The 23,560-nt window shown below is 58.1% G+C and carries 30 protein-coding genes; 14 read left to right on the top strand and 16 right to left on the bottom strand.

Going from position 1 to position 23,560, the window contains the following annotated elements; all coding sequences use genetic code 11:
- Nucleotides 1-19 precede the first annotated feature (19 nt).
- Nucleotides 20-751 (bottom strand): lysophospholipid acyltransferase family protein, encoded by a 732-nt coding sequence (locus IEW73_RS08115; RefSeq protein WP_188672565.1) that lies wholly within the window; start codon nt 749-751, stop codon nt 20-22.
- The gene (locus tag IEW73_RS08110) at nt 751-1,512 is read right to left on the bottom strand and encodes a lysophospholipid acyltransferase family protein (protein ID WP_188672563.1); all 762 of its coding nucleotides are present in this window, start codon (nt 1,510-1,512) and stop codon (nt 751-753) included. The genes IEW73_RS08115 and IEW73_RS08110 overlap by 1 nt, the downstream gene beginning before the upstream one ends.
- A gap of 51 nt (nt 1,513-1,563) precedes the next feature.
- On the opposite strand from IEW73_RS08110, the gene IEW73_RS08105 reads away from it, so the two are divergent.
- Nucleotides 1,564-2,064, top strand: coding sequence for a PaaI family thioesterase (locus IEW73_RS08105; RefSeq protein ID WP_188672560.1), 501 nt, complete (start codon nt 1,564-1,566; stop codon nt 2,062-2,064).
- A gap of 5 nt (nt 2,065-2,069) precedes the next feature.
- On the opposite strand, the gene serS is transcribed toward IEW73_RS08105, so the two are convergent.
- On the bottom strand, nt 2,070-3,329 hold the full coding sequence (gene serS, locus IEW73_RS08100; protein WP_188672557.1) for a serine--tRNA ligase: 1,260 nt from the start codon (nt 3,327-3,329) through the stop codon (nt 2,070-2,072).
- A gap of 42 nt (nt 3,330-3,371) precedes the next feature.
- A complete protein-coding gene (locus tag IEW73_RS08095; RefSeq protein ID WP_188672554.1) occupies nt 3,372-3,776 on the bottom strand; it encodes an ankyrin repeat domain-containing protein in 405 nt (134 codons plus the stop codon).
- A 79-nt stretch (nt 3,777-3,855) separates the two neighbouring features.
- Between IEW73_RS08095 and IEW73_RS08090 the strand changes: the two genes are divergently transcribed.
- From IEW73_RS08090 to IEW73_RS08070, 5 genes are all read left to right on the top strand, one after another.
- A complete protein-coding gene (locus IEW73_RS08090; protein WP_188672550.1) occupies nt 3,856-4,962 on the top strand; it encodes a septum formation family protein in 1,107 nt (368 codons plus the stop codon).
- 8 nt (nt 4,963-4,970) lie between these two features.
- Nucleotides 4,971-5,321, top strand: coding sequence for a metallopeptidase family protein (locus IEW73_RS08085; RefSeq protein WP_188672547.1), 351 nt, complete (start codon nt 4,971-4,973; stop codon nt 5,319-5,321).
- A gap of 150 nt (nt 5,322-5,471) precedes the next feature.
- Entirely contained in the window at nt 5,472-5,780 is a 309-nt protein-coding gene (locus IEW73_RS08080; RefSeq protein WP_188672544.1) for a PE family protein, read from the top strand.
- A gap of 28 nt (nt 5,781-5,808) precedes the next feature.
- Nucleotides 5,809-7,077 (top strand): PPE domain-containing protein, encoded by a 1,269-nt coding sequence (locus IEW73_RS08075; protein WP_188672541.1) that lies wholly within the window; start codon nt 5,809-5,811, stop codon nt 7,075-7,077.
- Complete coding sequence (locus IEW73_RS08070; protein ID WP_188672537.1) at nt 7,074-7,865, top strand: ESX secretion-associated protein EspG; 792 nt, start codon at nt 7,074-7,076, stop codon at nt 7,863-7,865. The genes IEW73_RS08075 and IEW73_RS08070 overlap by 4 nt, the downstream gene beginning before the upstream one ends.
- Here IEW73_RS08070 and IEW73_RS08065 read toward each other — a convergent pair.
- A complete protein-coding gene (locus tag IEW73_RS08065; protein ID WP_188672534.1) occupies nt 7,824-8,483 on the bottom strand; it encodes a histidine phosphatase family protein in 660 nt (219 codons plus the stop codon). The two genes, IEW73_RS08070 and IEW73_RS08065, sit on opposite strands and share 42 nt — an antisense overlap.
- A complete protein-coding gene (gene pheA, locus IEW73_RS08060; protein WP_241012557.1) occupies nt 8,480-9,418 on the bottom strand; it encodes a prephenate dehydratase in 939 nt (312 codons plus the stop codon). Before pheA ends, IEW73_RS08065 begins: the two co-directional genes overlap by 4 nt.
- 120 nt (nt 9,419-9,538) lie before the next feature.
- Between pheA and IEW73_RS08055 the strand changes: the two genes are divergently transcribed.
- The 6 genes from IEW73_RS08055 (at nt 9,539) to IEW73_RS08030 (ending at nt 14,063) form a co-directional block, all read left to right on the top strand.
- Nucleotides 9,539-10,303: a DUF2470 domain-containing protein gene (locus tag IEW73_RS08055; protein WP_188672529.1), complete on the top strand. Its 765-nt coding sequence runs from the start codon at nt 9,539-9,541 to the stop codon at nt 10,301-10,303.
- A 14-nt stretch (nt 10,304-10,317) separates the two neighbouring features.
- Nucleotides 10,318-11,103, top strand: a complete 786-nt coding sequence (locus IEW73_RS08050; protein WP_188672526.1) for a CPBP family intramembrane glutamic endopeptidase — start codon at nt 10,318-10,320, stop codon at nt 11,101-11,103.
- A gap of 54 nt (nt 11,104-11,157) precedes the next feature.
- Nucleotides 11,158-11,445, top strand: a complete 288-nt coding sequence (locus tag IEW73_RS08045; protein WP_188672524.1) for an Rdx family protein — start codon at nt 11,158-11,160, stop codon at nt 11,443-11,445.
- A complete protein-coding gene (locus IEW73_RS08040) occupies nt 11,442-12,179 on the top strand; it encodes a LysR substrate-binding domain-containing protein (protein ID WP_188672522.1) in 738 nt (245 codons plus the stop codon). Before IEW73_RS08045 ends, IEW73_RS08040 begins: the two co-directional genes overlap by 4 nt.
- Before the next feature lie 39 nt (nt 12,180-12,218).
- The gene (locus IEW73_RS08035) at nt 12,219-13,397 is read left to right on the top strand and encodes an LCP family protein (RefSeq protein ID WP_188672520.1); all 1,179 of its coding nucleotides are present in this window, start codon (nt 12,219-12,221) and stop codon (nt 13,395-13,397) included.
- Nucleotides 13,398-13,517: 120 nt separating this feature from the next.
- On the top strand, nt 13,518-14,063 hold the full coding sequence (locus IEW73_RS08030; RefSeq protein WP_188672518.1) for a ferritin: 546 nt from the start codon (nt 13,518-13,520) through the stop codon (nt 14,061-14,063).
- An 88-nt stretch (nt 14,064-14,151) separates the two neighbouring features.
- Here the strand turns inward: IEW73_RS08030 and IEW73_RS08025 are convergent, their stop codons facing one another.
- From IEW73_RS08025 to IEW73_RS08005, 5 genes are all read right to left on the bottom strand, one after another.
- On the bottom strand, nt 14,152-15,069 hold the full coding sequence (locus IEW73_RS08025) for a DUF5926 family protein (RefSeq protein ID WP_188672517.1): 918 nt from the start codon (nt 15,067-15,069) through the stop codon (nt 14,152-14,154).
- Between the two features lie 31 nt (nt 15,070-15,100).
- Nucleotides 15,101-15,976: a glycerophosphodiester phosphodiesterase gene (locus tag IEW73_RS08020; protein WP_229675824.1), complete on the bottom strand. Its 876-nt coding sequence runs from the start codon at nt 15,974-15,976 to the stop codon at nt 15,101-15,103.
- 45 nt (nt 15,977-16,021) lie between these two features.
- The gene (locus IEW73_RS08015) at nt 16,022-16,912 is read right to left on the bottom strand and encodes a DUF4328 domain-containing protein (RefSeq protein ID WP_188672514.1); all 891 of its coding nucleotides are present in this window, start codon (nt 16,910-16,912) and stop codon (nt 16,022-16,024) included.
- A 13-nt stretch (nt 16,913-16,925) separates the two neighbouring features.
- Complete coding sequence (locus IEW73_RS08010; RefSeq protein WP_372433617.1) at nt 16,926-17,267, bottom strand: rhodanese-like domain-containing protein; 342 nt, start codon at nt 17,265-17,267, stop codon at nt 16,926-16,928.
- 309 nt (nt 17,268-17,576) lie between these two features.
- Nucleotides 17,577-18,428: a S49 family peptidase gene (locus tag IEW73_RS08005; RefSeq protein ID WP_188672511.1), complete on the bottom strand. Its 852-nt coding sequence runs from the start codon at nt 18,426-18,428 to the stop codon at nt 17,577-17,579.
- A gap of 75 nt (nt 18,429-18,503) precedes the next feature.
- On the opposite strand from IEW73_RS08005, the gene IEW73_RS08000 reads away from it, so the two are divergent.
- Nucleotides 18,504-19,382 (top strand): DUF4429 domain-containing protein, encoded by an 879-nt coding sequence (locus tag IEW73_RS08000; RefSeq protein WP_188672509.1) that lies wholly within the window; start codon nt 18,504-18,506, stop codon nt 19,380-19,382.
- On the opposite strand, the gene IEW73_RS07995 is transcribed toward IEW73_RS08000, so the two are convergent.
- Both IEW73_RS07995 and msrA read right to left on the bottom strand, forming a co-directional pair.
- On the bottom strand, nt 19,379-19,720 hold the full coding sequence (locus tag IEW73_RS07995; protein ID WP_188673153.1) for an HNH endonuclease: 342 nt from the start codon (nt 19,718-19,720) through the stop codon (nt 19,379-19,381). The genes IEW73_RS08000 and IEW73_RS07995 overlap by 4 nt on opposite strands.
- 64 nt (nt 19,721-19,784) lie before the next feature.
- Nucleotides 19,785-20,447 (bottom strand): peptide-methionine (S)-S-oxide reductase MsrA, encoded by a 663-nt coding sequence (msrA, locus tag IEW73_RS07990; protein WP_188672507.1) that lies wholly within the window; start codon nt 20,445-20,447, stop codon nt 19,785-19,787.
- A gap of 256 nt (nt 20,448-20,703) precedes the next feature.
- On the opposite strand from msrA, the gene IEW73_RS07985 reads away from it, so the two are divergent.
- Nucleotides 20,704-21,333 (top strand): superoxide dismutase, encoded by a 630-nt coding sequence (locus tag IEW73_RS07985; protein WP_188672505.1) that lies wholly within the window; start codon nt 20,704-20,706, stop codon nt 21,331-21,333.
- A 79-nt stretch (nt 21,334-21,412) separates the two neighbouring features.
- Here the strand turns inward: IEW73_RS07985 and IEW73_RS07980 are convergent, their stop codons facing one another.
- The 3 genes from IEW73_RS07980 to IEW73_RS07970 are packed head-to-tail and all read right to left on the bottom strand — an operon-like array spanning nt 21,413 to nt 23,452.
- Nucleotides 21,413-21,637 carry a helix-turn-helix transcriptional regulator gene (locus IEW73_RS07980; RefSeq protein WP_188672504.1) on the bottom strand — a complete coding sequence of 75 codons (225 nt, stop codon included), beginning with the start codon at nt 21,635-21,637 and terminating at the stop codon, nt 21,413-21,415.
- Nucleotides 21,638-21,656: 19 nt separating this feature from the next.
- Nucleotides 21,657-22,511 (bottom strand): ABC transporter permease, encoded by an 855-nt coding sequence (locus tag IEW73_RS07975; RefSeq protein ID WP_188672501.1) that lies wholly within the window; start codon nt 22,509-22,511, stop codon nt 21,657-21,659.
- A complete protein-coding gene (locus tag IEW73_RS07970; RefSeq protein ID WP_188672499.1) occupies nt 22,508-23,452 on the bottom strand; it encodes an ABC transporter ATP-binding protein in 945 nt (314 codons plus the stop codon). Before IEW73_RS07970 ends, IEW73_RS07975 begins: the two co-directional genes overlap by 4 nt.
- Between the last annotated feature and the right edge of the window lie 108 nt (nt 23,453-23,560).

Raw genomic sequence — 23,560 nt, 5'->3', positions numbered from 1 at the left:
CCCAGTCCGGTTGGCACTTTCAGCGTTGTTTATCACGCATATTTGCTTCGGCGAGGGTGGGTGCGGAGCCACCTAACCTGGCGGGCACCCAGTATTCTCCAACGGGGTGGGGCCCGTAGCTGTCTTGCACTTGGTGCAGCAACTCGTTCATTGACGCCTTCACCGTAGTGAGAAGCTCGTCGACAGTACCCATCGGCGAAATTGGATCGCCCACTTTCACCACTACTTTTCGCCTCTTGCGATGTAGTTCTTTGGGCTGCCCCTTCGTTGCGATTCGTTGTGTCCCCCATACGACCACCGGAACAATGGGCACCTCAGCGTCTAGGGCCATTCGCGCTACCCCCGACTTGAAGTCTTTGAGTTCAAAACTTTGACTAATGGTGGCTTCCGGAAAGATGCCAACTAGGTCACCACTTCGGAGCGCTTCAACTGATGCAAAGTACGAGGAAGCACCAGCCTTCCGGTCCACCGGGATCCCCCTGGCGACTGTCGCAAGGCAGCGCGTAACAAAGGAATCCCATAATTCCGCCTTGCCCATGAAACGAACGCGCCGACGCGCGCGCAGTGTCGCCAAGGCTACGTACACAGGATCCACATAGCTGATGTGGTTGATTGCGAGCACCGCTCCACGTTTGCGGGGGATCCTGTCAGCGTTGTCGACGCGCATCGATACGCCTTGGTAGCTACGCATGAGCAGCGCGATGATCGCGAGTAGGGCGTAACCAACTTTGAGCAGGAAGCCGGCGACCATTACTTGTCGGCTTGTTCTCGCGCCCTGCGAGCTGCGATACGAGCTTCCGCGTCTTGACGATCAAGTTCGGTGGCTTCTTCGAGCGACGGCGCACTTCCGCCGAGACGTTTCGGCACCCAGAATTCGCCCGCCGGGTGGGGCCCGTAGTTGTCTTGCACTTCGAGCAGCAGCTGCTGCATGTCTGCCCGAAGTTTCGCAGTCAGATCCGCGGCGGGCTCGAATGGTTGAACCGGTGTTCCCACTGCGACCGAGATTGGCGTGTTTGTTCTACCGAGCCGTTTGGGAAAACCTTTTGTCCACACACGCTGGGCGCCCCAAACAATAATGGGGATGATCGGGACACCGGCCTCGATAGCCATGCGTGCGGCGCCAGACTTGAACTCTTTGATCTCGAAGCTGCGGCTGATCGTGGCTTCTGGGTATACCCCAACGAGTTCGCCGCTCTTCAGCGAATCTACTGCCGCCTGGTACGCCCCGCCCCCCGACACTCGGTCCACAGGGATGTGCTTGCATCCGCGCATGAGAGGGCCGCTGATTTTGTGTTCGAAAACTTCGTGTTTCGCCATATAGCGGATGTACCGCTTAGCTGGCAGCACAGCTTTTCCTGCGTAGGCGAAGTCGAGGTATCCGGTGTGGTTTACCGCAATTACTGCCCCGCCGGTCTTCGGAATGTGATCGGTGCCGGTTACTGTGAATTTGAGACCTTCAACCGCAAAGAGTGTTTTCGCGAAAGCAACAATTGGTGCATACACAGGTTCCACAGGCACAGCGTAACGGGGAAAGACGACAATGTCGCCGAGGAGAGAACAGTCATGGCCGAAAAAAGTCGCCAACGCCAGTACAGCTGGAGCGATCCACACGCCACACATGGACAGCATGTCTCACTTAGTGGACTCGATTTTATTTCGAGCCTCGCTCGAGGAGAAATAGACCATTCTCCCGCCGCGCACACCCTCGGCTTCCGCGTCACCAAAGCCGAGTCCGGCTCCGCAACCATCGACCTAACTCCAAGCGAGTACCACTACAACGCGGTCGGCTCAGTCCATGGCGGAATCTTGACGTCAATCCTCGACTCCGCAATGGGGTTTGCGATCAGCACCACATTGCCGCCCGGCGTGGGCTACACCTCACTTGACGTCACTGTTCAATTCATTCGCGCAGTAACAGAAAGCACAGGCACCATCACAGCAACCGGCACTGCTCAACACACCGGTAAAACCACAGCGACAGCGCTTGGCGAAATACGCGACTCAACCGACCGGTTAATCGCTACGGCCACAACCCGGTGCATGCTGTTTCCCGCAAAAGAATGAACAACCTACCGTTTAGGTTCGAGCACCTCACGCCCAACAAAGGGCACCAGGGCGGCGGGAACGCGAACGCTTCCGTCGTCTTGCTGGTGGTTCTCTAGCAACGCAACCAACCAACGAGTTGTCGCCAGAGTGCCATTCAACGTGGCAGCGATCTGCGGTTTACCATTCTCGTCCCGGTAGCGAATACCCAAGCGACGAGCCTGGAAAGTGGTGCAGTTCGACGTAGATGTCAGCTCACGGTAGGTCTGCTGAGTCGGTACCCACGCTTCACAATCGAATTTACGTGCAGCAGAGGCACCGAGATCGCCCGATGCCACATCGATCACGCGGTAAGGAACCTCAATAGCGGCGAGCATGTCTTTCTCCCAGCCAAGCAAACGCTGGTGCTCTTCCTCCGCGTGGGCAGGATCGCAGAACGAGAACATCTCTACTTTGTCGAACTGGTGCACCCGGATGATGCCGCGCGTGTCCTTGCCGTAGCTGCCCGCTTCCCGGCGGAAGCACGATGACCACCCCGCGTACCGCAATGGCCCGTTGGTCAAGTCAATAATTTCACCCGAGTGATAGCCCGCAAGTGGCACCTCCGACGTGCCTACGAGATAAAGGTCGTCATCCGCAAGGTGATATACCTCGGCCGAATGGGCCCCAAGGAACCCCGTTCCTGCCATGATCTCGGGCCTGACCAACACCGGCGGAATCATCGGTGTGAAACCTGCAGCGACGGCCTTCTGAATTGCTAGTTGCAGCAACCCCAACTGAAGTAGCGCGCCGTTTCCGGTGAGGAAGTAGAAGCGAGAGCCTGAGACTTTTGCGCCACGTTCCATGTCGATGAGACCGAGTGACTCGCCAAGTTCAAGATGATCTTTGGGCGCAGCGATCGCGGGCGGGGTACCAACAGTTTCCAAGACGACAAAGTCGTCTTCGCCACCCACAGGAACTGCGCTGTGTACAACATTGGAGATGGCGCGATGCGCCGTGGAGAGCTGCTCATTGGCCTGAGTTTCCGCAGCGTTGGCGTCCTTGACACGCTGCGCCAGAGCAGAAGCACCGGTGAGCAACTCCGCGCGCTCATCCGGTTTAGCTTGCCCGATTCGTTTGCCAAGCGCCTTCTGCTCAGCCCGCAATGAATCAGCCGATGCCACCGCGGCTCGGCGCGTCGAATCAGCGCTCAGAAGCGCGTCCACCAATTCGGGATCTTCGCCGCGCGCACGCTGCGAGGCCCGCACTACATCGGGGTTTTCACGAAGGAATTTCAGGTCAATCACGAGTACACCCTACTGTGCTTGAGACCAAACGACGCCATCCCCTCACTCCCCCAGAGTTTGCTGGAGCAGTGCGAGGTAGTCATCTCTGCCAAACATGTGAGCCGCAGCTAGCGCGGTCGGTGAACCGGATGTCGGGTTCGCCCCAGCCTCCACCAGAATGCGGACGACTTCATCCTCACCCTTAAATACTGCCCCTGCAAGCGGAGTCTGCCCTCTATCGTTAGGCCGATTAACGTCCGCGCCGCGAGCGACTAGGGCAGAAACGGTCTCGCTATGGCCGTGATACGACGCGAGCATCAGCAACGTATCGCCGTTTTCATTGGTGAGGTTCACTGGAACCCCGGCGTCGACATAATTGACCAAGTTCTCGGTCTCACCGGATCGGGCAAAGCCAAAGAGCTTCGTCGCAAATTCCACGAGTTCAGCGTCGTCATCTCCTTGTGTCATGCCCTCCAACGGTACTGCCCGTAAAACAAATCGGATTCTAGGTCGTCTTACGCGCACTTTCGGTGCATCATTGGTACCGATGACGAACGAACATGACGCCGCAGAGCCGAACGCAGAGTCGAGCGGACTCCAGCCCGAATCTGGCTCATCTGCGGTACCCGCAGAGACGAACTCTTCCAGGGGCTTTGGAGGGAAGAAGCGAATCGCAGCGCTGCTCATATTGCTGTTGCTCATCAGCGGTGGCGTAACAATGCTGATCGTCAGTCAGTCCGGTGAGGATGAAGAAGACGCACCAGCATGGGAGACGATTTCCGCACCCACTACTGGCGCCGTTGCAGGCGAGGCCTATGGGACTGCCGCCGTTGGCGAATGTTTGCACTGGTCATCACCCGATGCATCGGACCTAACGAAAGTTGACTGCGCCGACGAGCACCGATTCGAGGTCGGCGCGGTCGTTGATCTCAGTTCGTTCCCGGGCTCTGAATTTGGGCCAGAAGCCGAGTACCCCACAGAAATTCGGTTCTCTGAACTGCGCACGGAAATCTGCGAACCAGCGGTTACCCGCTACATGGGCGCCCGCTACGATCCACGGGGTCGGTACAGCATAAACCTCATCAACCCTGGTCAAGATGGGTGGCAGGAAGGCGAACGCACCATTCGTTGCGGCCTTCAGCACGTCGGTGTCACGGGCGCGGTGTTCCCCATGGTTGGCCAGGCTGGGCAGCAGGATCAGTCAGTCGTCTGGGATGACGGCTTCTGCATCGGTATCAATTTTGAAGCCCCAACCGATCCGGTGCCCTGCGAGGAGCCACACGCCTATGAGGTAGTGGGGACTGTCGACCTGGGTGAACACTTTGGTGACGGGTATCCGCCAGTCGCCGAACAGGACCGATTCCTCGACGATAGGTGTCGGCAACTCGCGGCCGATTACCTTGGCTCCCCCGAGCGCCTCACCGAACAGCGACTGACCGCATTTTGGGATACTCGCTCGCTATCGAGTTGGCTCGCGGGCAGCCGATTGGTGAATTGTTCCATCGGCGCTCAAACAGGAGCAGGCGGCGGCTTCTCGGCCATCGTCGGTTCAGCCCGCGGTGATATCACCATCGATGGACAGCGGCCAAGTGAAATTGCTCTTCCCGAACCACCTCGTGTGCCTGGCGCTCCAGCCCTCATTCCCGGAAACTAGATTCCGCCATGCCAGTTGTCATGTCCGATGAGCGGTTCGAAGAACTTGTCGCAGACGCACTCGATGCTGTTCCGGAAAAGCTTGCGCGCGCCATCGACAACGTCGTAATCCGCGTAGAGCCACACAACGAGGATGAACCAGAGATCCTCGGGCTCTACCACGGTGTCGCATTGCCTGATCGTGATTCGTTTTACGCGGGATCATTGCCCGACATGATCAGTATCTACCGCGACCCTCTGCTTAACATGTGCGACTCGGAAGACGAGGTAATCCACGAAGTGGCGGTGACGGTGATCCATGAAATTGCTCATCATTTTGGAATCGACGACGCCAGACTGCACGAACTCGGCTGGGGATAGTAGCCACTAGCAGGCAATACTTCACTGCCAGCAGTGTGCGTGCGGAAAATTTATAAAATTTTTTCTGCGGGCGGAACCAAACAATCACGAGGTGCGTCGTACCTGTTCGTGTGGGTAACTTACGCCCACGCTGGCAGAGGGGGCATTCTCGTGGGACAGCAACTCATCGTTGATCCTGACGCGCTGCGAGGAGCAGCGAAATCGTTGGACGACGCAGCACAAGCAGTAAACCGGGGCCTAGCGGCCATTCGCGGCATAGTTGCGCCGCGGCCTGCTGGACATGATGAGGTCTCGGTTGGCGTTGTCCGGTGGCTAGCTAATTCGTTCCATCACTGTGCACCCCATCTCGCAACCGCTGTGCAGGAGCTTCACGGGGCAGCAGCTGCACTACGGCGCCAGGCCGACGTCTACCAGAGCCAAGATGCCGCACTCAGCGGTGCACTAAGTCAACACGGTTAGACGTTCATCAGTCATTCTGGGGGAGATTATGGGATTTACGTATGTCGTGTGGGGACTTCGCAAGGCCGTGCAGTTGAGCCCACCGATTCACACTGGCCTCGGCCCAGAATCGGTGGCGCTGGCGGCGCAACGGTGGGGCGAGTTGGGCATGGCACTTGGGGACGCTGCGGCTCACATCACCAATGCGGTTGGTCAGCTCGAAGCCGGCTGGAGAGGTAGCGCTAGCGACAAATCTCGCGCTTCGCTCACATCAGCGGCACAGTGGTTGACCGCCACAGCACCCAAGGCGGCCCACGTTTCGGCCGTTGCAAGTATCGCGGCTACGGCGTATTCGGTAGCGCGGCTGACGATGCCGACACCTATCGAGATCGCTGCCGTCCAGGCTATGAAGGTCGCGGGCGCCGCGTCAGCTGCTACTGGAGGTATTGCTGCGGCAGAGGCGGCGGAGCGGATGCTTGACCTTCGCGCGGTTTCGACCATGACGACCTACGAGCAAGCCTGCAGCGGATGTGCGGTGCCGACAGAAATCCAGCCACCTCGGTCGATGACGACGCACGGTGAGGCTCATCAGTCCGACGACCAGTCTGCTCAAACGACCTTGTCGTCGGCACGCGAAGCTACGTTCACCGGTGGCTCAACGACCATGTCACCAACCAGCGGGAGTTCGCCACAAGTGACGGCCGCTGGTGTGACCACTCCCGCGTCGATACCGTCGACACCGGCATTCGCAGGTACTGCTGGCGCTCCGGGTGTATCGCCGGTGGGTCTGTCCGGTGCCGGTGCAGTTGCGCCTATCGTGTCCACCGCAGTTGGTCGGATAGCAACAATGGGCGCTGATGCAGCGCGGTCACTTATGGGTAGCCTTCCCGGCCACAGTGCAGGATCATCGAGCGCACCGAGCGGTGGGTCCCACGCACGCGCTGGGTCGACTTCACTCCCCACGAATAGAGGTCCACTGACTGCTCCGGCGTTGTTGGGTCCTGCAAGTGGTCTAGCGGGAGGACCGTCCGCAGTTGGTGATCGCGGGGTAGCGGGGTCGCAGATGTCGCCAATTGCTAGCGACAACTCCCGATCGGGCGCACGGCAACTGTCAGGTGGCGAAAGAATGGCCTCGATGTCGGAGGCACGAACTTCGATGGGCCCGATGGGTGCGCCAATGCTAGGTAATCGCCCCGGCGATGACGATGAGCAAAGCGCCGGTTCAAAGAAGCGACAAGATCAGCCGCAAAAGCAGTTCGATACCGGCCCGGCTGGCCAGCTCGTATGCCCTCCAATAATCGGGGCCTCGACCAGGTGAAGAGTTTTTCGGTCTCGGTTTCGGAGCTTGCATATCTGCAGGAGCGTTGTGGGCTCGACGAGCTTCCCGTCGCATTGCAGATCCCACTTGCGGCAGGCGATTTTCATTCGAGAGAGGCGCTGAGCGCACGAGGATTTCTTGTCGATGGCCAGGTCAGCCCAGTGGTGCGGAGCATGCTGTGCACCCTTGCAGACCCTGCCCACCTTGTGAGTGTGAGGATTGTGCCAGGCCCGGCGTGCGATGAATCCCTGCCCACTGAGCGAACTGTTCTGGCGCGAGGTGGGCACCACCCCGCATCTATTGGAGCAATGCGCAGAGGTGACATTGTCCGAGTGGGGGTTGTTGAGAACGGGCACGCCGGGTTCCTCGCGCACGTTCTCAGCCACGCAAATCCGGCGAATCCTGAAGCACCCGAGATGCGGATTCGACGCTCAACCCTCGTTGAAGCGCTCGGAAATGATCATGATGTCAATGCAGCGGTGTTGGCGTTGCGCCAGCACGGTGTTCCTGCGCGCGTTGCCGCCACGTACGGAACAGCATTCACGTCGATTAGTCGTATAGCCGAGGTGACAGCCAGTGGCGCGAACGCAGTCGCCGTGTTCGATACGGACGCGGGACGGTTCATTACGATCCCTGATAATTCAACTGCCACCGACCAAGACAATCCCTGGTTGACTGTGTGTGCTGGAGTCCCACCTCGACTTGAACGTGCCTTGGCTTCGCTGTGGGCTCCGCCGTCGGCGGGCTTATCCCATCACATCGCGAGCAATGTGAGCCTCTCCCGGTGAATGCGAAACGACGTGACCCCACCGAACGAGATCCCAGCCCCCGGCTGCAGTCGGGGCAAGCTCTACTCCACCCGTGTTTTCCAGACGGTGGCGCAGCGCAAATCCCGGGTCGATGCCAGTTAGTTTCGCAGCGATTGCGCGGATAGCAGCGCCGTGACTGACGACAACGATCCGACCTGAGGTGTGCTTGAGGTAGTCGGTTCGCAAGGTTGATATCACCGGTAGATACCGGTCCATAAGGTCGTGACCGCTTTCGCCGCCGGGTATGCGGGCGGAGTCGTTGCCATGCAGCCACTCCGTGTACGTAGCGACGTAGATCCGATGTGCTTCATGATCGGACCGGAGTTCGAGATCGCCTGCTTGAATTTCGTGGATGCCTTCAACGGTGGTGACGCTGCGGCCGAGTGATTCTGCAATTGGCATGGCGGTTTGTTGGGCGCGCACAGCAATGGACGAGACCAGGATGTCGTCGTCGGTGAGCGCAAGTAGCTCAGCGAGTTTGCGCGCCTGTTTGTGACCAGTTTTGGTGAGGGCAGCGCCTGGCGGTTTGGTATCGAGTTTGCGGAGAATGTTCGATTCGGATTCGGCATGTCGCACCAGGAGTAAGCGGGCGGTCATGTGTGATCTTCCCCCTGACGAAGCGCAGCTAGCCATGCGGTCTCGGCGCTGTCATCGGGTGGTGATGACGCGTCGGTTACGGTGGTCGGCCAGGAACCAAGGTATCGCACGTCTGCACCGTTGCGGTGCAGCGCTTTGAGGGCTTCTCCGACAGCGGTGTCGTCGATGTGCCCGCGGCAATCGATGTAAAACCGGTACGTGCCCATCCCAGTTCGTGTCGGCCGGGATTGGATACGGGTGAGGTCAATGCCGCGTAACGCGAACTCATTCATGGCCGCAGCGAGTGAGCCTGGCTTATTGGGGAGGCCAAGAACTATTGAGGTGCGGTCGCTGCCCGTTCGGGCGGGTGGCGCTGTAGGGGCTTGGACGAGCACAAAGCTTGTTGATGCGCCCTCGACGTCAGCTACCTTATCGGCGAACCTCTGCAGGCCTCGTTGGTCGGCTGCAATTGCGGTGGTGACGGCAGCATCTGCCTCATTCTCGCAGACATCGTCTGCTGCTGCCGCGTTGGATGTGGCTGCAACTATGTGGGCTTCGGGGAGGTTTTTGGCTATCCATTGCGCTACTTGAGCCGCGGCTACGGGGTATGCGGCCACCGTCTTGATGGCTTCGACTGGAGTTCCTGGGCGCACCGCGATGGTGAAGGTGATGGGTAGTTCGATCTCAGCGACTATCTGCAGACGCTGGTGTGTGGCGAGCGAATCGAGGGTCGGGATTACAGGGCCTTCAACTGAGCTTTCGATGGGTACGCACGCTTGATCCGCCACGCCGTTGCGCACCATGTCGAGCGCAGCTGGCGGGCTGGGCGCAGAGATACGTGTGACGGGTTCGTTGATGGTCCCGTTGCGCTCCATACTTTCGAGCGCGGCTTCGGTAAAAGTTCCGGCGGGACCGAAGTAGGCGATGCGCAGCACAGGTATGAGACTACGTTGCATTGGTCTGCGTCGCGTAGGAGTGAGGACTCGCCGAGAGAAGAACTTTCGTAAGTTGGCCCTTCCCCAATGGATTTCGATTGGTTAGCCTTACCTTAATTATTACTGGAAGGTGTGAAGCCAATGACGACCCAAAGTACCTATACCCTGCCGACAATCGCTGAACGCGTGCGATCAGCTTTCATGCGCGCCGACTGCTCCATGCTCGCCATCGACGGCACCAACCCCATTGCCACGACACTCCACCACTTCGATTGCTTCGGAGGAATCCTCATCGGGGTTCCCGAAGACTGCGCAGCGGCGGCCCTCGCATGGCAAGCCGGACCAGTCGGTCTCCCGGTTGTTCTCGAACTGACCGACGCAGCACCCCTCGATCTCCGAGAGCCAATCCGCTCACTGATCTGGGTTCGTGGCCAACTCACCCCCATTGACACCGACGATGTCGCCGACACGGCGATCGAAATCGCCGCAACCAACCCCAACGAAGCCCTGCTAGACCTCGGCCACACAACGAGCCTCCTCCACCTCGACCCAGCATCCGTAGTCGTCGCAGACGCCTCAGGCGCAGAAATCGTCCCCCTACACACCCTTATTGGTGCCCACCCTGATCCGTTCTGCAGAATGGAAACTCGCTGGTTACGCCACCTTGAAAGCGAGCACGCGGACCTCCTCGACAGCATCATCAGTAAACTCCCACCGTCCGTCCGCGAAGGCCGACTCCGTCTTCTTGGTTTGGACCGCTACGGCCTCCGTTTGAGAATCGAACGCGAGGACCACGACAAAGACATCCGCATCGCGTTTCCCCAACCTGTGAACACACCAGATGAACTCAATGCCGCCATGCGCATTCTGGTGGGGTGTCCCCATTTCAATGGGACGCGCACCTGATACCTTCAGGCTCCGTGACCAGTCCTTCATGGCGCTCTCCTAAACTGCGCGGCTTTCCGCCACCAGTTAAGAACCCTCGCGAGCGACGCCTCTTGGTGGTAGAGGTCGCCATTGTCCTGCTCGTCACCCTCGGTTTACAAGGGCTCTACAGCCTTACAAGCTTTGCCGAGTTGCTACTCGCACCCACCCCTCTGTCCGAGCAGTCCGTAGCACTCAACGTCAGTCGGTCACGATCCGAATACATTGACCTCACACGGCAACTCCTCGGCGCGCTGAGACTATTCGCCTGGGCCGCGCTAGCAACGTACTTGCTGTGGCGTAGCGGAATAACAGCGTGGCTTCGATCAAAATTGGCACTGAGCGGTCGAGATTTCCTCCACGGCATAGCCCTAGCGGCACTTATCGGGCTACCTGGGCTCGGCCTTTACCACCTCGGCCGGACGCTCGGGATCACTATCGAGATCGTTCCCGCCGCCCTAGACGATCATTGGTGGCAGATCCCAGCCCTCGTCGTTTCAGCCATCGCAAACTCAGCAGCTGAAGAAATCATCGTCGTCGCGTACCTGCTCATACGGCTTCAACAGATTGGGGTCGGGGCACAAACCGCAATGCTCGTCTCAGCCGTTCTCCGCGGCACCTACCACCTCTACCAAGGTGTCGGCGCATTCGGCGGCAACATCATTATGGGTTTGATTTTCGCGCGCTACTTTCAATGCACCGGCCGCATGTGGCCCCTAATCATCGCTCACGCCGTCATTGATGTCGTCGCCTTCGTCGGGTACACAGTCCTTCTACAATGACAATTCGGAACAAGTCATTTCGGAACCTAACGGCTCACGGGCGATACTAAATCCATGAGTTCCTCGCCGCGCATCACCATCACGTTCTGCGTTCGCTGCGGATGGCTCCTGCGATCCTCATGGATGGCCCAAGAACTCCTCACAACATTTAGTGCCGACATCAGCGAGGTTGCGCTTCGCCCAGGCAAGAGCGGCCAGTTCAGAATCGATGTCGACGAAACCATTGTGTGGGACCGTGAAACCGACCAAGGATTCCCTGATATCAGCACCCTCAAGCAGCGGGTTCGAGACATAGTTTCCCCAGACCGCAGCCTTGGCCACGTAGATCGGAAAATCCAGTGAATGCATTTCGGCTTGGCTACGTACCTGGCGTCATGCCTGCTAAATGGGCGAGCAGATGGGCTGAGCGAGAAACTCGCACGCCACTCGAACTGGTACAACTCCCGCTTGCACGCCAGCGTGAGGCACTTCTCGACAAGGAGGTCGACGCAGCCCTTGTCCGGCTCCCAGCAACACCACATGATGAATGGGAGATGTTCAGCATGATCGCGCTCTATCGCGAAACCAGCGTCGTCGCAATGAGCGTTGACCATTACCTCAGCGCGGCAGAAGATCTCATCTGCGACGATCTGCATGACGAGCCCCTGTGGCAAAGCGCTGACGATCCGCTTCACTGGCGAGACGATACCCGCCCCGGGACTGCGCCCGCATATGCCGAATACACACCACCCCAGGGCGCTGGTGACGCGATAGAAATTGTGGCCACTGGCGCCGGGGTGGTGATACTCCCTCTTTCACTCGCTCGGCTGCATCACCGAAAGGACGTCACTTTCCGTCCTCTGCAAGATGGCCCGGAGGCACCCGTTGGCATTGCATGGTTGGCGGAGCGCTCCACCAACGATGACCCTTTGCTCGACACAATTGTCGGCATCGTTCGTGGTCGAACAGCACAATCGAGCCGTGGAACTAGCGCAGCGACTAAAGAAGTGAGCGCGCCGAAGAAGGAGAAGAAGCCGGTACGGCAAAATTTGCGCCGAGCCCACAATTCTTCAAAAAACCGACGCCCTAGGCGCTAGCTGCCCTCGGTGCGCGACCGGATTGCGTAGAGTTTGGCTATGCAGGGTGACCGCAACGGGGAAGGCCCCACCGGCGACGATCGACGCCACGGCCCTAGGGCTGAGCAGTACAGGCCAGAGCAACCCAGGCCAGAACAACGCAGGCCAGAACAACGCAGGGGCGATCCAAGTTGGGGCGCCCAAGCTAGGGATCCACAGGCGCGGCAAATTCCCCAGCGCCAAATTCCCCAGCGCCAAGTTCCCCAGCGGCACCCACCGCGCCAGAGAAAGCGTCGACGTCCCTTCCGGAAACTGTTCCTCCTCCTGCTCATCTTGCTCGTGATTGTGGGCGTCGCCGCCTTCGGCATCGATCGCATGATCACTCGAATTGACGCAACGCAGGACTACGCCGGGCGTATCGGGGCTACACCAGGAACCAATTATTTGCTTGTTGGAACCGATAGCAGGGAAGGTCTTACGCCCGAACAGCAGCAAGAGTTGGCGACTGGTGGTGACACCGGTCCGATTCGCACCGATACCATCATGCTTCTGCATGTTCCCAGCGGCGGCGATCCAGTTCTCGTCAGCATTCCCCGCGACTCATACATTCCTATTCCGGGGCACGGGCAAGACAAGGTCAACATTTCGTACGCGATCGGCGGCGCACCTCTCCTCGTGCGAACCATCGAGGAAGCTACGGGCGTCCGAATTGACCGTTACGTAGAAATTGGATTCACCGGCTTTGCTGATATAACTGAAGCAATTGGTGGTGTAGAAATGTGTTTAGATGCACCAATCTTTGACCCTCTTGCGGGAATAGAACTCGAATCGGGTTGTCAGAAATTATCTGGGCGTGAAGCGCTCGGCTTTGTTCGCACACGGGCAACTCCCCGCGCTGATTTGGACCGAATGAATAATCAGCGACAATTCATGTCCGCTTTGGCCGAGAAGGCGACCAGGCCCAGCACAATTCTTAACCCCCTCCGTTCGATTCCACTAGCCCGCGCGGTTGGCCGTACCGTCACGGTCGACCGCGATGACCACTTGTGGAATCTAGCGCTCCTGGGCTGGGCATTGCGAGGAGAAACGCCGACTGCGACTGTTCCAGTCGGGGGCTTCGGCGATGTTCCAGGTAGCGGAAATGTAGTGTACTGGGATGCCAATGCGGCGCCACGTTTCTGGGCTGCGATCGCACGTGGAGAACCAATCCCTTCGGAATTGATGCGACACGGCTGGTGATTTCACAGATATTGGTCTGACATTCGCAATTTAGGTTCGGAGATCCTAAGTAAGGTTCATCTATTTTTAGTGAGCCTATACTTTGATGACAAACGCGCTGAGATTCACTATTGTTTTGTCATGACCGCAGATACCAAGAACGAATCAAAGTTCCTCACCTTGCTTCGTGAACAAGTCCGGAACGAGTTCACAGCATCACAGCAATACATCGCGGTGGCCGTGTACTTTGATGGCGAAGATCTCCCACAACTTGCACAGCATTTTTACTCGCAGGCGAACGAAGAACGAAACCACGCGATGATGATGGTGCAGTACTTCCTCGACCGCGATAAGCGCGTTGAAATTCCCGCGACCGGGGCCGTAATCAACGAGTTCGCGAGCGTCCGCGAAGCAATCGCGCTTGCGCTGAAGCAGGAGCGCGAAGTAACGGACGAGATTGTCGAGCTTGCACGCACAGCGCGCGACGACGGCGACTACGTAGGCGAACAGTTCATGCAGTGGTTCCTCAAGGAGCAGGTCGAGGAAGTGGCCACAATGAGCACACTCCTCACTGTTGCTGAGCGCGCCGGCGACAATCTGTTTGACCTTGAAACCTTCGTTGACCGCGAAATGAAGGTCGCGAGTGGCGACAGCACCGCTCCGCAAGCCGCTGGTGGCGCAATCTAATTGCCCCGAAGCTGAACTTGCCCCGGATGGATCTCCATCCGGGGCATTCATTTTCGGCGCAGGGTGACAACCGGCGCAGGGCAAAAAATTAGCGCAGGGTGACTTGGCGCCCGATAATTCCGTCTCGAGCGCGCCGCTCCGCCAACGTGAAAGCGGAGTCGTCGTTCAGGGCCTCTTCAAGCCGTTCCTGCAGCGTCGACGCGGCTGAAACCCACTCTTCATGATGACGGTCAGGGTCAAGGTCAAACACAGGAACCAACAGACCGTGAGTGCGGAAGGAACCCGCAAACCGCGAACCCTCCCCTAGCGTGAGGTGCTCGCGGGCGTGCAGTCTTGCCATTGCTCGCATGAGCGAGTCTTCATCTTCTGGGCGCACCCAACGTAGATGCGCCTTTTCACCGGCGTCCACCCACCAGGCGGCAACAATGCCGTCGGCGTCGAGCCGTGCTGACGGCATGATTAGTTCGTTGGCGCGCTGAACGGCAGCTGGAAGCTCACCGGTTGAAGAACCATTTGCGAGCCACCAGTTGAAATCACCATGCACCTCAATGTCCAGCAACTTGTCAGCGGCGATCACGTCAGCGATGTTGGGTGATTCGGCGTCGATTGTTGCCTGCGAAAGTGATGTTCCTGGAGTTGCCGTCGTCACCCATTCCGTGGCGACAGCCACATCGCGAGCCGGGTTCCCTGAATGCACCGCAAGTTGCAACCCCACGAAGCACTCTGGTGGCGTATCGCCTGACTGGTCTCGCACGAGGGCGGCCACAGCACCTGGCAGGACCGTCGCAAGCGTTACCGAACGGCCTGCCTCATTCGAAACGAGGGGAAGCGGAGCTGTGGCTGAGGGAACAAACTCCCGCAGCGCGACTAGGTCGCATTCAGCAGCGAGGCCCTCAAATGGGCGCTTCGGCGGCAACTCTGCGAGCCGCTCATTTCTCTGTGCGATCTTTTCCGCACGCCGACTTCCCTCACGGGGACCTGAATTTCGTTTGCTTCTTTTTCCCACCCTGCAAACTTACCCGTGAGCTGTGTGGTTTTCAGCTCTCGAACACGCGTTTCGTGCGGGCGGGATAGTTGGTCGCTATCCATCGCACACCTAGATCGCGACACAATTCGACGTCTGCCTTCTCGTCTACTGTCCAGACGTATGTGGCGCGCCCTGAAGCGCGTGCCCTTTCGACCACTTTCGGGTGTTCCCTAAGCATTTCGATTGAGGGTCCAATCGCGGCGGGAACACCACTCGTGGTCGGCGCGTAGCCAAGATAGCGAGAATTTTCGCCCAGGAGCACTGTGGGGAGGTTGGGCGCGGAGCGACGAATCCGAAACACCGCTGACGGGGCAAACGACATCATCACGACGGGCGGCGTCGCACTTGGAGGTCGTTTCGCTAGGCCGAATCGCTGCAATTCAGCGATGAGCTTCATTTCTACAAGGGCGCCGTATCTAACGGGGTGTTTAGTTTCAATAAATAGTGTTCGAGGCCTGTCCCAGTCAAGAACAAGAGTTAACAATTCCCGCAACGTCAATACAGACGTCGGTTCGGCGTAGCGTTCAATGTTTTTATTATCAACATCAGGGTCACCAAGTGCAGCAGCTGCGCGTTGACGGGACGCCATTTCTGCATGCCAACTTCCATAATCGTGCGCTCGCAATGCATCCAACGTCATTGCGCTCACTGTGCCGCTGCCATTAGATGTGCGATCAATTCGGCGGTCGTGCATGCAGATTAGTTTTCCGTCGCGCGTCAGGCGAACGTCGCATTCAAGCCCATCAGCGCCCTGCCGGAGGGCGAGGTCGTACGCTGCGAGAGTGTGCTCCGGTAGCTCCCCTGAAGCTCCCCGGTGCGCCACGACGAGTGGTGGCGTGCCAGGTTGCGTCGGCTGGCTTCGACTAACACCAATACTGCTGGTCACACCACCATAGTTTCGCACTAAAGCGTCTAGCGCAAGAGCTAAACATTACGGCGACGAGGCGACGATCCAGCGTTTAGGTGAATTATTTTCTTCATCGGTGGGCTGCGTCACGTCCACCAACTTTGAGCAAACGCGAATGACGTTCCAGGCCAGCAATGCACACGTGGATGCGACGACATTGACTATCACTGCGAAGAGCACGCTATTTGCTTGTGCCTGCACTGTGTCAGCAGTACGCCAGATGATACTTGCGCCGGCGAAAAGCCAGGTAAGCACCCACAGCGTCCACCATTGTTTTATTCGGCTTAAAACATTGTGGAGTTCGGCAGGATTTCGAACCGATTGCACACGTGGGTTCTGAATCAATTCAGCTAGCAGCGTGGGGGGATAAAACCAGGACATTGGTGGGAGTACCGTCGCGATAAATTGCCAACGAGTGGATCGTGTTTCACGCAACCCGTATCTGTGACACATTTCATTGCGAAAATTGATAAGCCAACTAGCGCAGCTGATGACGGTAAGGAAAGCAAACACCAAGGCGGCGATACTGGCCGTCACCACGAGGAGGTCTGTGGTGTAGGCGATCGGCAGCGGGATCAACCGAGTCCGGTTGTATAGGAGAGTGAAGTACCGAATGAGTTCAGCGACTGCCGCCGCTCCGTAGAGCGCTGCCGTGAAGGCAAGCAAGTATGTGGCGTAGGACGCGACGACGTGTTGCGTTGTCTTCGGCGCGGGTGCTGGCTCGACTGGGTGTTGTTCGAGTCCCCAGTGTGGATGTGAGCGGTATCGCGGGGTCGCTGACAGTTGGGTGGCGGACTGGGCGATAGTGTTCCCACTCTCGGAGGTAGCACTGGGTGGTGGTTTCGCAGTCCACCGGAAGTTCATTGGCCGACGAAGCACCGGGTGAAGTGGCCCGTAATTGGGTTTATTAGCCATGCGGATCACTCATCTAGTAGATGGAACCTTGGGCGCCGGCGGAGTCCACGACTGTGCGTCCTGCTTTTTGCCACGCCACCATTCCGCCGGTGACATTGGTGGCGTCGTAGCCGACCGTGTTCAGCCATTGGATTACACGAAAGCTTCGACCGCCGCTACGGCACACGATGAATAATTCGTCGTCCGGGTCCAGTTCGTCTAGGCGAGCTGGAATGTCTGCCATGGGTATGTGGACAGCTCCGGGCGCATGGCCTTTGTCCCATTCATCCTGTTCGCGGACGTCGACTACGACGACCCTGTCAGCGGCTGGGTCGGGAACGCTGGTTACGGGAATTGAGTGCACCGGTTCTGTCACGCTTCGATAGTGACATGTCTGCGCGTCGGCTTGCCACCTTTCACGTGCACGGTTTTAACACCGTCCACAGAACAGCCAAAGTTATCCACAGATGTGGCGTGCGTTACACAAAAACTGTCGAGTTATCCACATTGTCCACAGGTTCATCCACAGATTTCGTGGATAACTCGACACTTTGCACCGCTTGTGGCCTGCATTAACCCAAAACTATCCACAGACTGGGTGTAATCCACAACGGGAGTTGTCACCAGGCTGTGCAGAGTTCTTTGTGCGTAGTTCATGCAGATTCCACCTGTTAACTTGGTAGCCTCACAAGCCGAATCTGGCCCACGCCAAGCGCGAAACGACGCCATCCATCCCAAATGGGTCAGGAAACGGCATTCCCAATCGGGCAAAGAGCGGTCGTTTGGGGGTTACAAACTCGATCTCAGCGCCGGGGAACCGTTCGTCAATAACCGTTCGCACGCCACCAACGCCATCAACTAACCCCAGTTTGTGCGCCTGCGCCCCCAGCCACACATCCCCATTGAACAAGTCATTGGTCGTGTCCAACTTCGCACCGCGGCGTTCGGTAACCCAGTCGCGAAACAATTCATGCATTGAACTCTGCAGGCCAGACAACCATTCGACGTCTTCGGATTGCTCAGGCAGAAACGGATCCAGCCGTGCCTTTTCCGTTCCCGATGTGTAAACCCGCCTTTCCACACCCACCCGGTTCATCAAATCCACAAATCCAAAGCCACTGGAAATCACACCGATAGAACCAACCATCGACGTAGCGGCCGCATAAATCTCGTCTGCAGCGCACGCCACCCAATAGCCGCCGGACGCCGTGACGTCCTCGCAAAACGCCAAAACTGGAACCTTGTGCTTTGTCGCCAAACCCCGCACCCGGGAGGCAATCGCCTCACTCTGCATAGGGGAACCGCCGGGGGAATTAATCACAAGTGCAACCGCTTTAACGTGATCGGTGGTGAACGCACGCACCAATTGCTCATCAACGCTCTCTGCAGTGACTACATGACGACCAATGCCGCCACCGTGCGGCGCAATCATCCCTTGGATTCGCACAGCAGCAACTACACCGCCATGGTCACCACCAAGCACAGCGGGCAACTTAGAAGAAAACTGTTTCGGAAAAGTCATCGACAACTTCGTCATGAAGCCAGAGTAAGACCCAACTCCGACAAGGTGCAGATAGCGAAGTATGACGCATGCCACCTACCATCGATCATCATGTACGAGTTGCAGGGCAAACAGGCAGTGTGGCAGATCGATACAGATTCCGTGGAGATCCGTTTTCACACGGATCGACGATCTGATCCGTTCTTTCGGGCGCTCTCACATCTTCGTGTTCCTGTGCCGTTCATCAGCTCAGTTCAAGTTTCGTCCGGCGGCCGCAGGGAGGGCTGGCGAATGCAGCTGACGCTGTTGCCAGGGTTAGACCCGTTTGCCACTGTAGGTGCCGCCTTGTCGGCATCAAAGCAGCCGTTTCTCCTTGTCGGCGAGCCAGGGTCTGATCAACTACTAGCGCAGTTCCACGCTGACGCCATCATGCAAGCAGCTGAGTTTGCTCGAAGTGAGGCAAAACCATCCGGCGAACGAATCGTTGAGCTCGTACCGCGCATACCGTTCCACATTCAAACCTGGGAAGGCGCTGCGTCGTGTGATGCTAACTCGGTAACTTTGACGTGGCCGGGAGCGAGAATTCCGTCGCCGAAACGGTTGCACCAGCGCCGCGAGTTCGCATTGGATTCAATCGCCAGAGCGGAGTGGGTGCCCCGCGATGACGGTGTCGACGCGTTCTTGCGAATAGTGCTAAAAGATCGGCCCAGTGAAGGCATAAGCCCGCGCAATGACCTGCACTGCCTACTCGGACACGACGGTGAGGACGAAGCACGGTTGTTACTGATGGCAGCCACCATCACTGCTCACTGCCGTGGAATGCAGGAAGCTGCCCCAGCCCCTACCTCTCCCGCCTCGGCTGGAACTGGCAGCGTCGATTCCGAGCAAATTTACGAACGAATCCGTCAACTTGGAAAGCTTCACGCCGAGGGGATCCTCACAGACGAAGAGTTCGCTGCCAAAAAGAAGGAATTGCTGGACCGGCTTTAGGATTCGCTGGCCGCCTGCGTTAGAGCGCGCAGCACCTGTACGTGCCGAAGCAAAAACGTCTGCTCGTCTAGCTTCTTGCGGCGCAGCCACGCGGTGACTTCGTCTCTGTGTTTGCTCGCATTACACGAGGCGCATGCAGGCACGACGTTCTCGAGCGTATAGCGGCCACCGCGGGAGATCGGCTGGATGCAGTCGCGCTGCAGTGCTGACCCGGTTACGCCGCAGTAGGCGCACCCGCCCCATGCCTCGCGAAGGCTGCTCCATTGCAGGTCGGTCAGGTCGTTTTCGACACGGGATAACCGACGCAGCCGACGCTTCGCGTATCGCGCTCGGGTTATCGCGGATGCATTGGATGAGGAAATCTTGCGACGACGGTGCGGCAACGTGAAGCTCAAGTTCCAGTCAGACACTGAACCCGGTAGGGCAGCTCACTCCGGTCCCCCCGATGCCGCAGTATCCGCCCGGATTCTTGTGAAGGTACTGCTGGTGGTATTCCTCGGCATAGTAGAACGCCTTAAGTGGGGCGATTTCGGTCGTTATGGTTCCGAGTCCCGCTGAGGTGAGGGCGTGCTGATACTTTTCCGCACTGGCTGCGACCACTTCGTGTTGATCGTCGCCGACGGTGTAGATGGCGGAACGGTATTGCGAACCGACGTCGTTGCCTTGGCGCATGCCTTGCGTTGGATCGTGCGATTCCCAGAATTTCTGGAGGATCCGCTCAAGGTCAACTGCAGCGGGATCAAAAACCACGAGAACAACCTCTGTATGCCCGGTCATGCCCGTGCACACTTCTTCGTATGTTGGATTTGGCGTGTATCCCCCGGCGTAACCGACAGCCGTCGAGTAGACGCCTTCCGTTTGCCAAAATCCTCGCTCAGCACCCCAGAAGCAGCCTTCGGCGACGACGAGAGTTTCCATTCCAGCGGGAAATGGCGGTGTCATGCGGTGGCCATTCACTGCGTGGATCCCGCTGATGCGCCTCGGCGTGGTGCGGCCGGGCAGCGCCTGGTCGGGTGTGATCATGGCTGTTTTGCGTCTGCCAGTGACGTCATCGAACCAAGACATACCGAAAATGCTACGCGGAAAGTCGAATACCTGCCGCTGACCAGAACGCGAGATTTCCCCAAGGTAGAACATTTAGATGAGCAGAAGATTTAATTTCGTCTATTCGAACTCAATAAATTGTGGAATTCGCTCAGCGCGAAGTTGTTGCAGAAAGTAGCCCCATGCATAAGAGTTGGGGCTGTAGTGAAAATTTTGTCCGCACCTCAGGCTGAGCTTGCCCACCGGCAAGCCTAAGTCCATCTAGGAAAGGATGCTCGTGGCTGTCTATACGCTTCCCGAACTGCCTTACGACTACTCCGCACTTGAGCCCCACATTTCGGCCCAGATCATGGAGCTGCACCACTCAAAGCACCATCAGGCCTACGTCACCGGCGCAAACACAGCGCTGGAAAAACTCGCGGAACTCCGCGACAGTGACGCTCTCGCCCCAGTCGTCAACCTGCACGAAAAGAACCTTGCGTTCCACCTAGGCGGCCACACCAACCACAGCGTCTTCTGGAACAACCTGTCACCAGACGGTGGCGACAAGCCAGAAGGTGAACTAGCCGCTGCGATCGACGAGTACTTCGGCTCGTTTGATAAATTCCGCGCGCATTTCAACGCCAATGCCAACGCCATTCAGGGCTCCGGCTGGTCCATCCTTGCGTACGACACCATTGGCCAGCGCCCACTCATCGTGCAGTTGTACGACCAGCAGGGCAACATCCCTATCGGCCTAGTGCCACTGCTCATGCTTGACATGTGGGAGCACGCCTTCTACCTGCAGTACAAGAACGTCAAGGGTGACTACGTCAACGCTTTCTGGAACATCGTCAACTGGAACGATGTTGCCGCACGCTTCGACCGCGCACGCTCCGCAGGCAACGGGCTTATCGTCCCCGCCTGACCTCCATACGCGCAATGCCCCGGCTCTGCTCTCGCAGACTCCGGGGCATTTTCGCGTGATACGCCTACTGCCAGTTCGATTATTGCCCGATCCGCTGGAACGGCTCCGTGGAAAAAACGACCTCCACTGGGACGTCAAAGAACTTCGCGATGCGGAGGGCTAAATGCAGACTCGGGCTGTACTCGCCGCGCTCGAGATACCCGATGGTCTGGTAGTGCACGCCCAGCGCTTCGGAGAGGTCGCGCCGGGAGATGCCCCGCTCCACACGGAGTACGGCAATGCGGTTGTAGATGGTGTCACTCACGGCGGTAATCGTCTGCCCCTTACTGATACATCTGCATTGCGCGCTGTTTTCCGGCCTCTACGGCTGACCCTGATTGTCTCCGTGCTACTCGGCGCAGAACAATTGGGGTTAGCAACAGGCCGACAATAGCCCAGGCGCCGAGCACACCAATCATTTCGAGTGTGCGCCACGATTCGCCGATCTCAAGAGCGACAGCGTCACCAGGAAGCAGGGCCGAGCGCATACCTAGCCCAAGCCAGTACATGGGCAGAAATTGCGCGACGACCTGTACCCAACCCCATAAGGCCTGGAGTGGGAAAAAGATCCCGGAGATACCAAACATGATGATCATGGGAAGCATGCCCCAGGTGCCGATCTTGTTTGGACTCTTAATCAAGGATCCGACGACGATGCCGATTGGCAGCACTGCGAGCAGACCAAGCACGATGAGACCGAGGACGGCCAGCCAGGAGCCCAAACCCTGTGCGGCGAACCCGTCGAACAGGAAGAGCCCTGGAATTATGAGGATCGCAAGCATAGGTAGTGCGCTGGCAGACTGGAAAAGCACCTGACCGCTCACGTACCCGGTCATGCCGTGTGGGGTCGCTTTGGCGCGCAGCAGGGTGCCGTCTTCCCGTTCGACTGCGAGCGCGTACATGGGGCCGATGTATGCACCGAAGGCTATGAGCGCGCCCAAGATGCCCGGTAGCGCGACTGCGGGATAAAGCAGTTCAGTGCCCTCAACTGTGGTGTTGCGGTTGAAGAGCAGGTAGATGAGCACGCCCGATCCGAAAAACAGGTAGTAGCCCAAATCTTGTGGGCTTCGGAGGCTGTTGAGAAACTCGATCCAGCCACGACCTAAGCCTGCTCGTACTGCGTGGAGGTGCGGGTTCATGATGTCTCCTGAGCGATCTGCGCGAAGTCAGTTTGTGCAGCTGGTGCGCCAGATTCGTGTTTCTGGACCATTGTCAGGTACGTGTCTTCGAGGTTTGTGCGCCGAATTTCGAGGTCTTCGATTTCGTCGCCCCATTGGTCGAAGAGCTCACGCGCAAAGCGGGTGGGTTCCGATGTGGCGTGTACGAAGTGGTCGCCGCGGCGTGTCCACCGAATCTCTGCCTTTCCTGCGACGGATCGAGCGAGCTGTTCGGGTGTCCCGTCTGCCACGATTTTTCCACCGGCGAGGATGAGAACCCGGTCTGCAAGCTTCTCTGCTTCGGCAAGGTCGTGGGTGGTGAGCAGAATCGTAGTGTCTTCGAAGTCGGTGAGCCGGTGGATGAGCTCATGGAATTCGCGGCGGGCCTGCGGGTCAAAGCCTGCGGTTGGCTCGTCGAGAAAGAGCACTTCGGGCCGTCCTACGATGCCAATCGCGACATCGAGGCGACGCCGCTGACCACCGGAAAGCGTGCCGATTTTCTTGCTCGCATGCGCGGTTAGCCCGACCATTTCAAGGAGTTCATCAACTTGGTAGGGGCGGGTTTTGTCGGCGGTAGCGTAGGGCTCGTAGAAGCGTCCGAGATTCTCCAGTAGAGCGCGGACTCTCCATCGCGAGTGGTCGCGCCACGATTGCAGCACGACGCCCGTACGCGCCCGCCAGTCCTCATTACCTACCGCGGGGTCGATCCCAAGAACGGTTGCGTCGCCTGCTGACCGGACGCGGAAACCCTCGAGGATTTCGATTGTGGTCGTCTTACCTGCTCCGTTGGGGCCCAAAAGCACGAGGACTTCTCCCCGGTGAGCTGAGAACGTCACGCCGTCAAGCACATCAACTGTCCCGTACCGCATCCGCAGATCGCGGACCTCTATGACTGGCGTGCGCTCGGGCACTGGATCTGCCATGGAGCCCCTCCCATAGTTTGAGTACTCACTTAGATAGCACACATACTATCTCAAGTATGAGAAGTAGTATAGTCCTCACATTTCATGAATAGCCTTGACCAGATCGAG

It is taken from the genome of Hoyosella rhizosphaerae, assembly GCF_014643175.1.
Taxonomy (GTDB): domain Bacteria; phylum Actinomycetota; class Actinomycetes; order Mycobacteriales; family Mycobacteriaceae; genus Lolliginicoccus; species Lolliginicoccus rhizosphaerae.
The sequence above is the reverse complement of the archived record's forward strand: the minus strand, read 5'-3'. Positions and strand labels throughout refer to the sequence as shown.

Bases quoted from the DNA above. Each gene is read 5' to 3' on its own strand.
- IEW73_RS08115 (WP_188672565.1), bottom strand. From the start codon at position 751: ATGGTCGCCGGCTTCCTGCTCAAAGTTGGTTACGCCCTACTCGCGATC.
- IEW73_RS08105 (WP_188672560.1), top strand. From the start codon at position 1,564: ATGGCCGAAAAAAGTCGCCAACGCCAGTACAGCTGGAGCGATCCACAC.
- IEW73_RS08095 (WP_188672554.1), bottom strand. From the start codon at position 3,776: ATGACACAAGGAGATGACGACGCTGAACTCGTGGAATTTGCGACGAAG.
- IEW73_RS08090 (WP_188672550.1), top strand. From the start codon at position 3,856: ATGACGAACGAACATGACGCCGCAGAGCCGAACGCAGAGTCGAGCGGA.
- IEW73_RS08085 (WP_188672547.1), top strand. From the start codon at position 4,971: ATGCCAGTTGTCATGTCCGATGAGCGGTTCGAAGAACTTGTCGCAGAC.
- IEW73_RS08075 (WP_188672541.1), top strand. From the start codon at position 5,809: ATGGGATTTACGTATGTCGTGTGGGGACTTCGCAAGGCCGTGCAGTTG.
- IEW73_RS08065 (WP_188672534.1), bottom strand. From the start codon at position 8,483: ATGACCGCCCGCTTACTCCTGGTGCGACATGCCGAATCCGAATCGAAC.
- pheA (WP_241012557.1), bottom strand. From the start codon at position 9,418: ATGCAACGTAGTCTCATACCTGTGCTGCGCATCGCCTACTTCGGTCCC.
- IEW73_RS08055 (WP_188672529.1), top strand. From the start codon at position 9,539: ATGACGACCCAAAGTACCTATACCCTGCCGACAATCGCTGAACGCGTG.
- IEW73_RS08045 (WP_188672524.1), top strand. From the start codon at position 11,158: ATGAGTTCCTCGCCGCGCATCACCATCACGTTCTGCGTTCGCTGCGGA.
- IEW73_RS08035 (WP_188672520.1), top strand. From the start codon at position 12,219: ATGCAGGGTGACCGCAACGGGGAAGGCCCCACCGGCGACGATCGACGC.
- IEW73_RS08030 (WP_188672518.1), top strand. From the start codon at position 13,518: ATGACCGCAGATACCAAGAACGAATCAAAGTTCCTCACCTTGCTTCGT.
- IEW73_RS08015 (WP_188672514.1), bottom strand. From the start codon at position 16,912: ATGGCTAATAAACCCAATTACGGGCCACTTCACCCGGTGCTTCGTCGG.
- IEW73_RS08005 (WP_188672511.1), bottom strand. From the start codon at position 18,428: ATGACGAAGTTGTCGATGACTTTTCCGAAACAGTTTTCTTCTAAGTTG.
- IEW73_RS08000 (WP_188672509.1), top strand. From the start codon at position 18,504: ATGTACGAGTTGCAGGGCAAACAGGCAGTGTGGCAGATCGATACAGAT.
- msrA (WP_188672507.1), bottom strand. From the start codon at position 20,447: ATGTCTTGGTTCGATGACGTCACTGGCAGACGCAAAACAGCCATGATC.
- IEW73_RS07975 (WP_188672501.1), bottom strand. From the start codon at position 22,511: ATGAACCCGCACCTCCACGCAGTACGAGCAGGCTTAGGTCGTGGCTGG.
- IEW73_RS07970 (WP_188672499.1), bottom strand. From the start codon at position 23,452: ATGGCAGATCCAGTGCCCGAGCGCACGCCAGTCATAGAGGTCCGCGAT.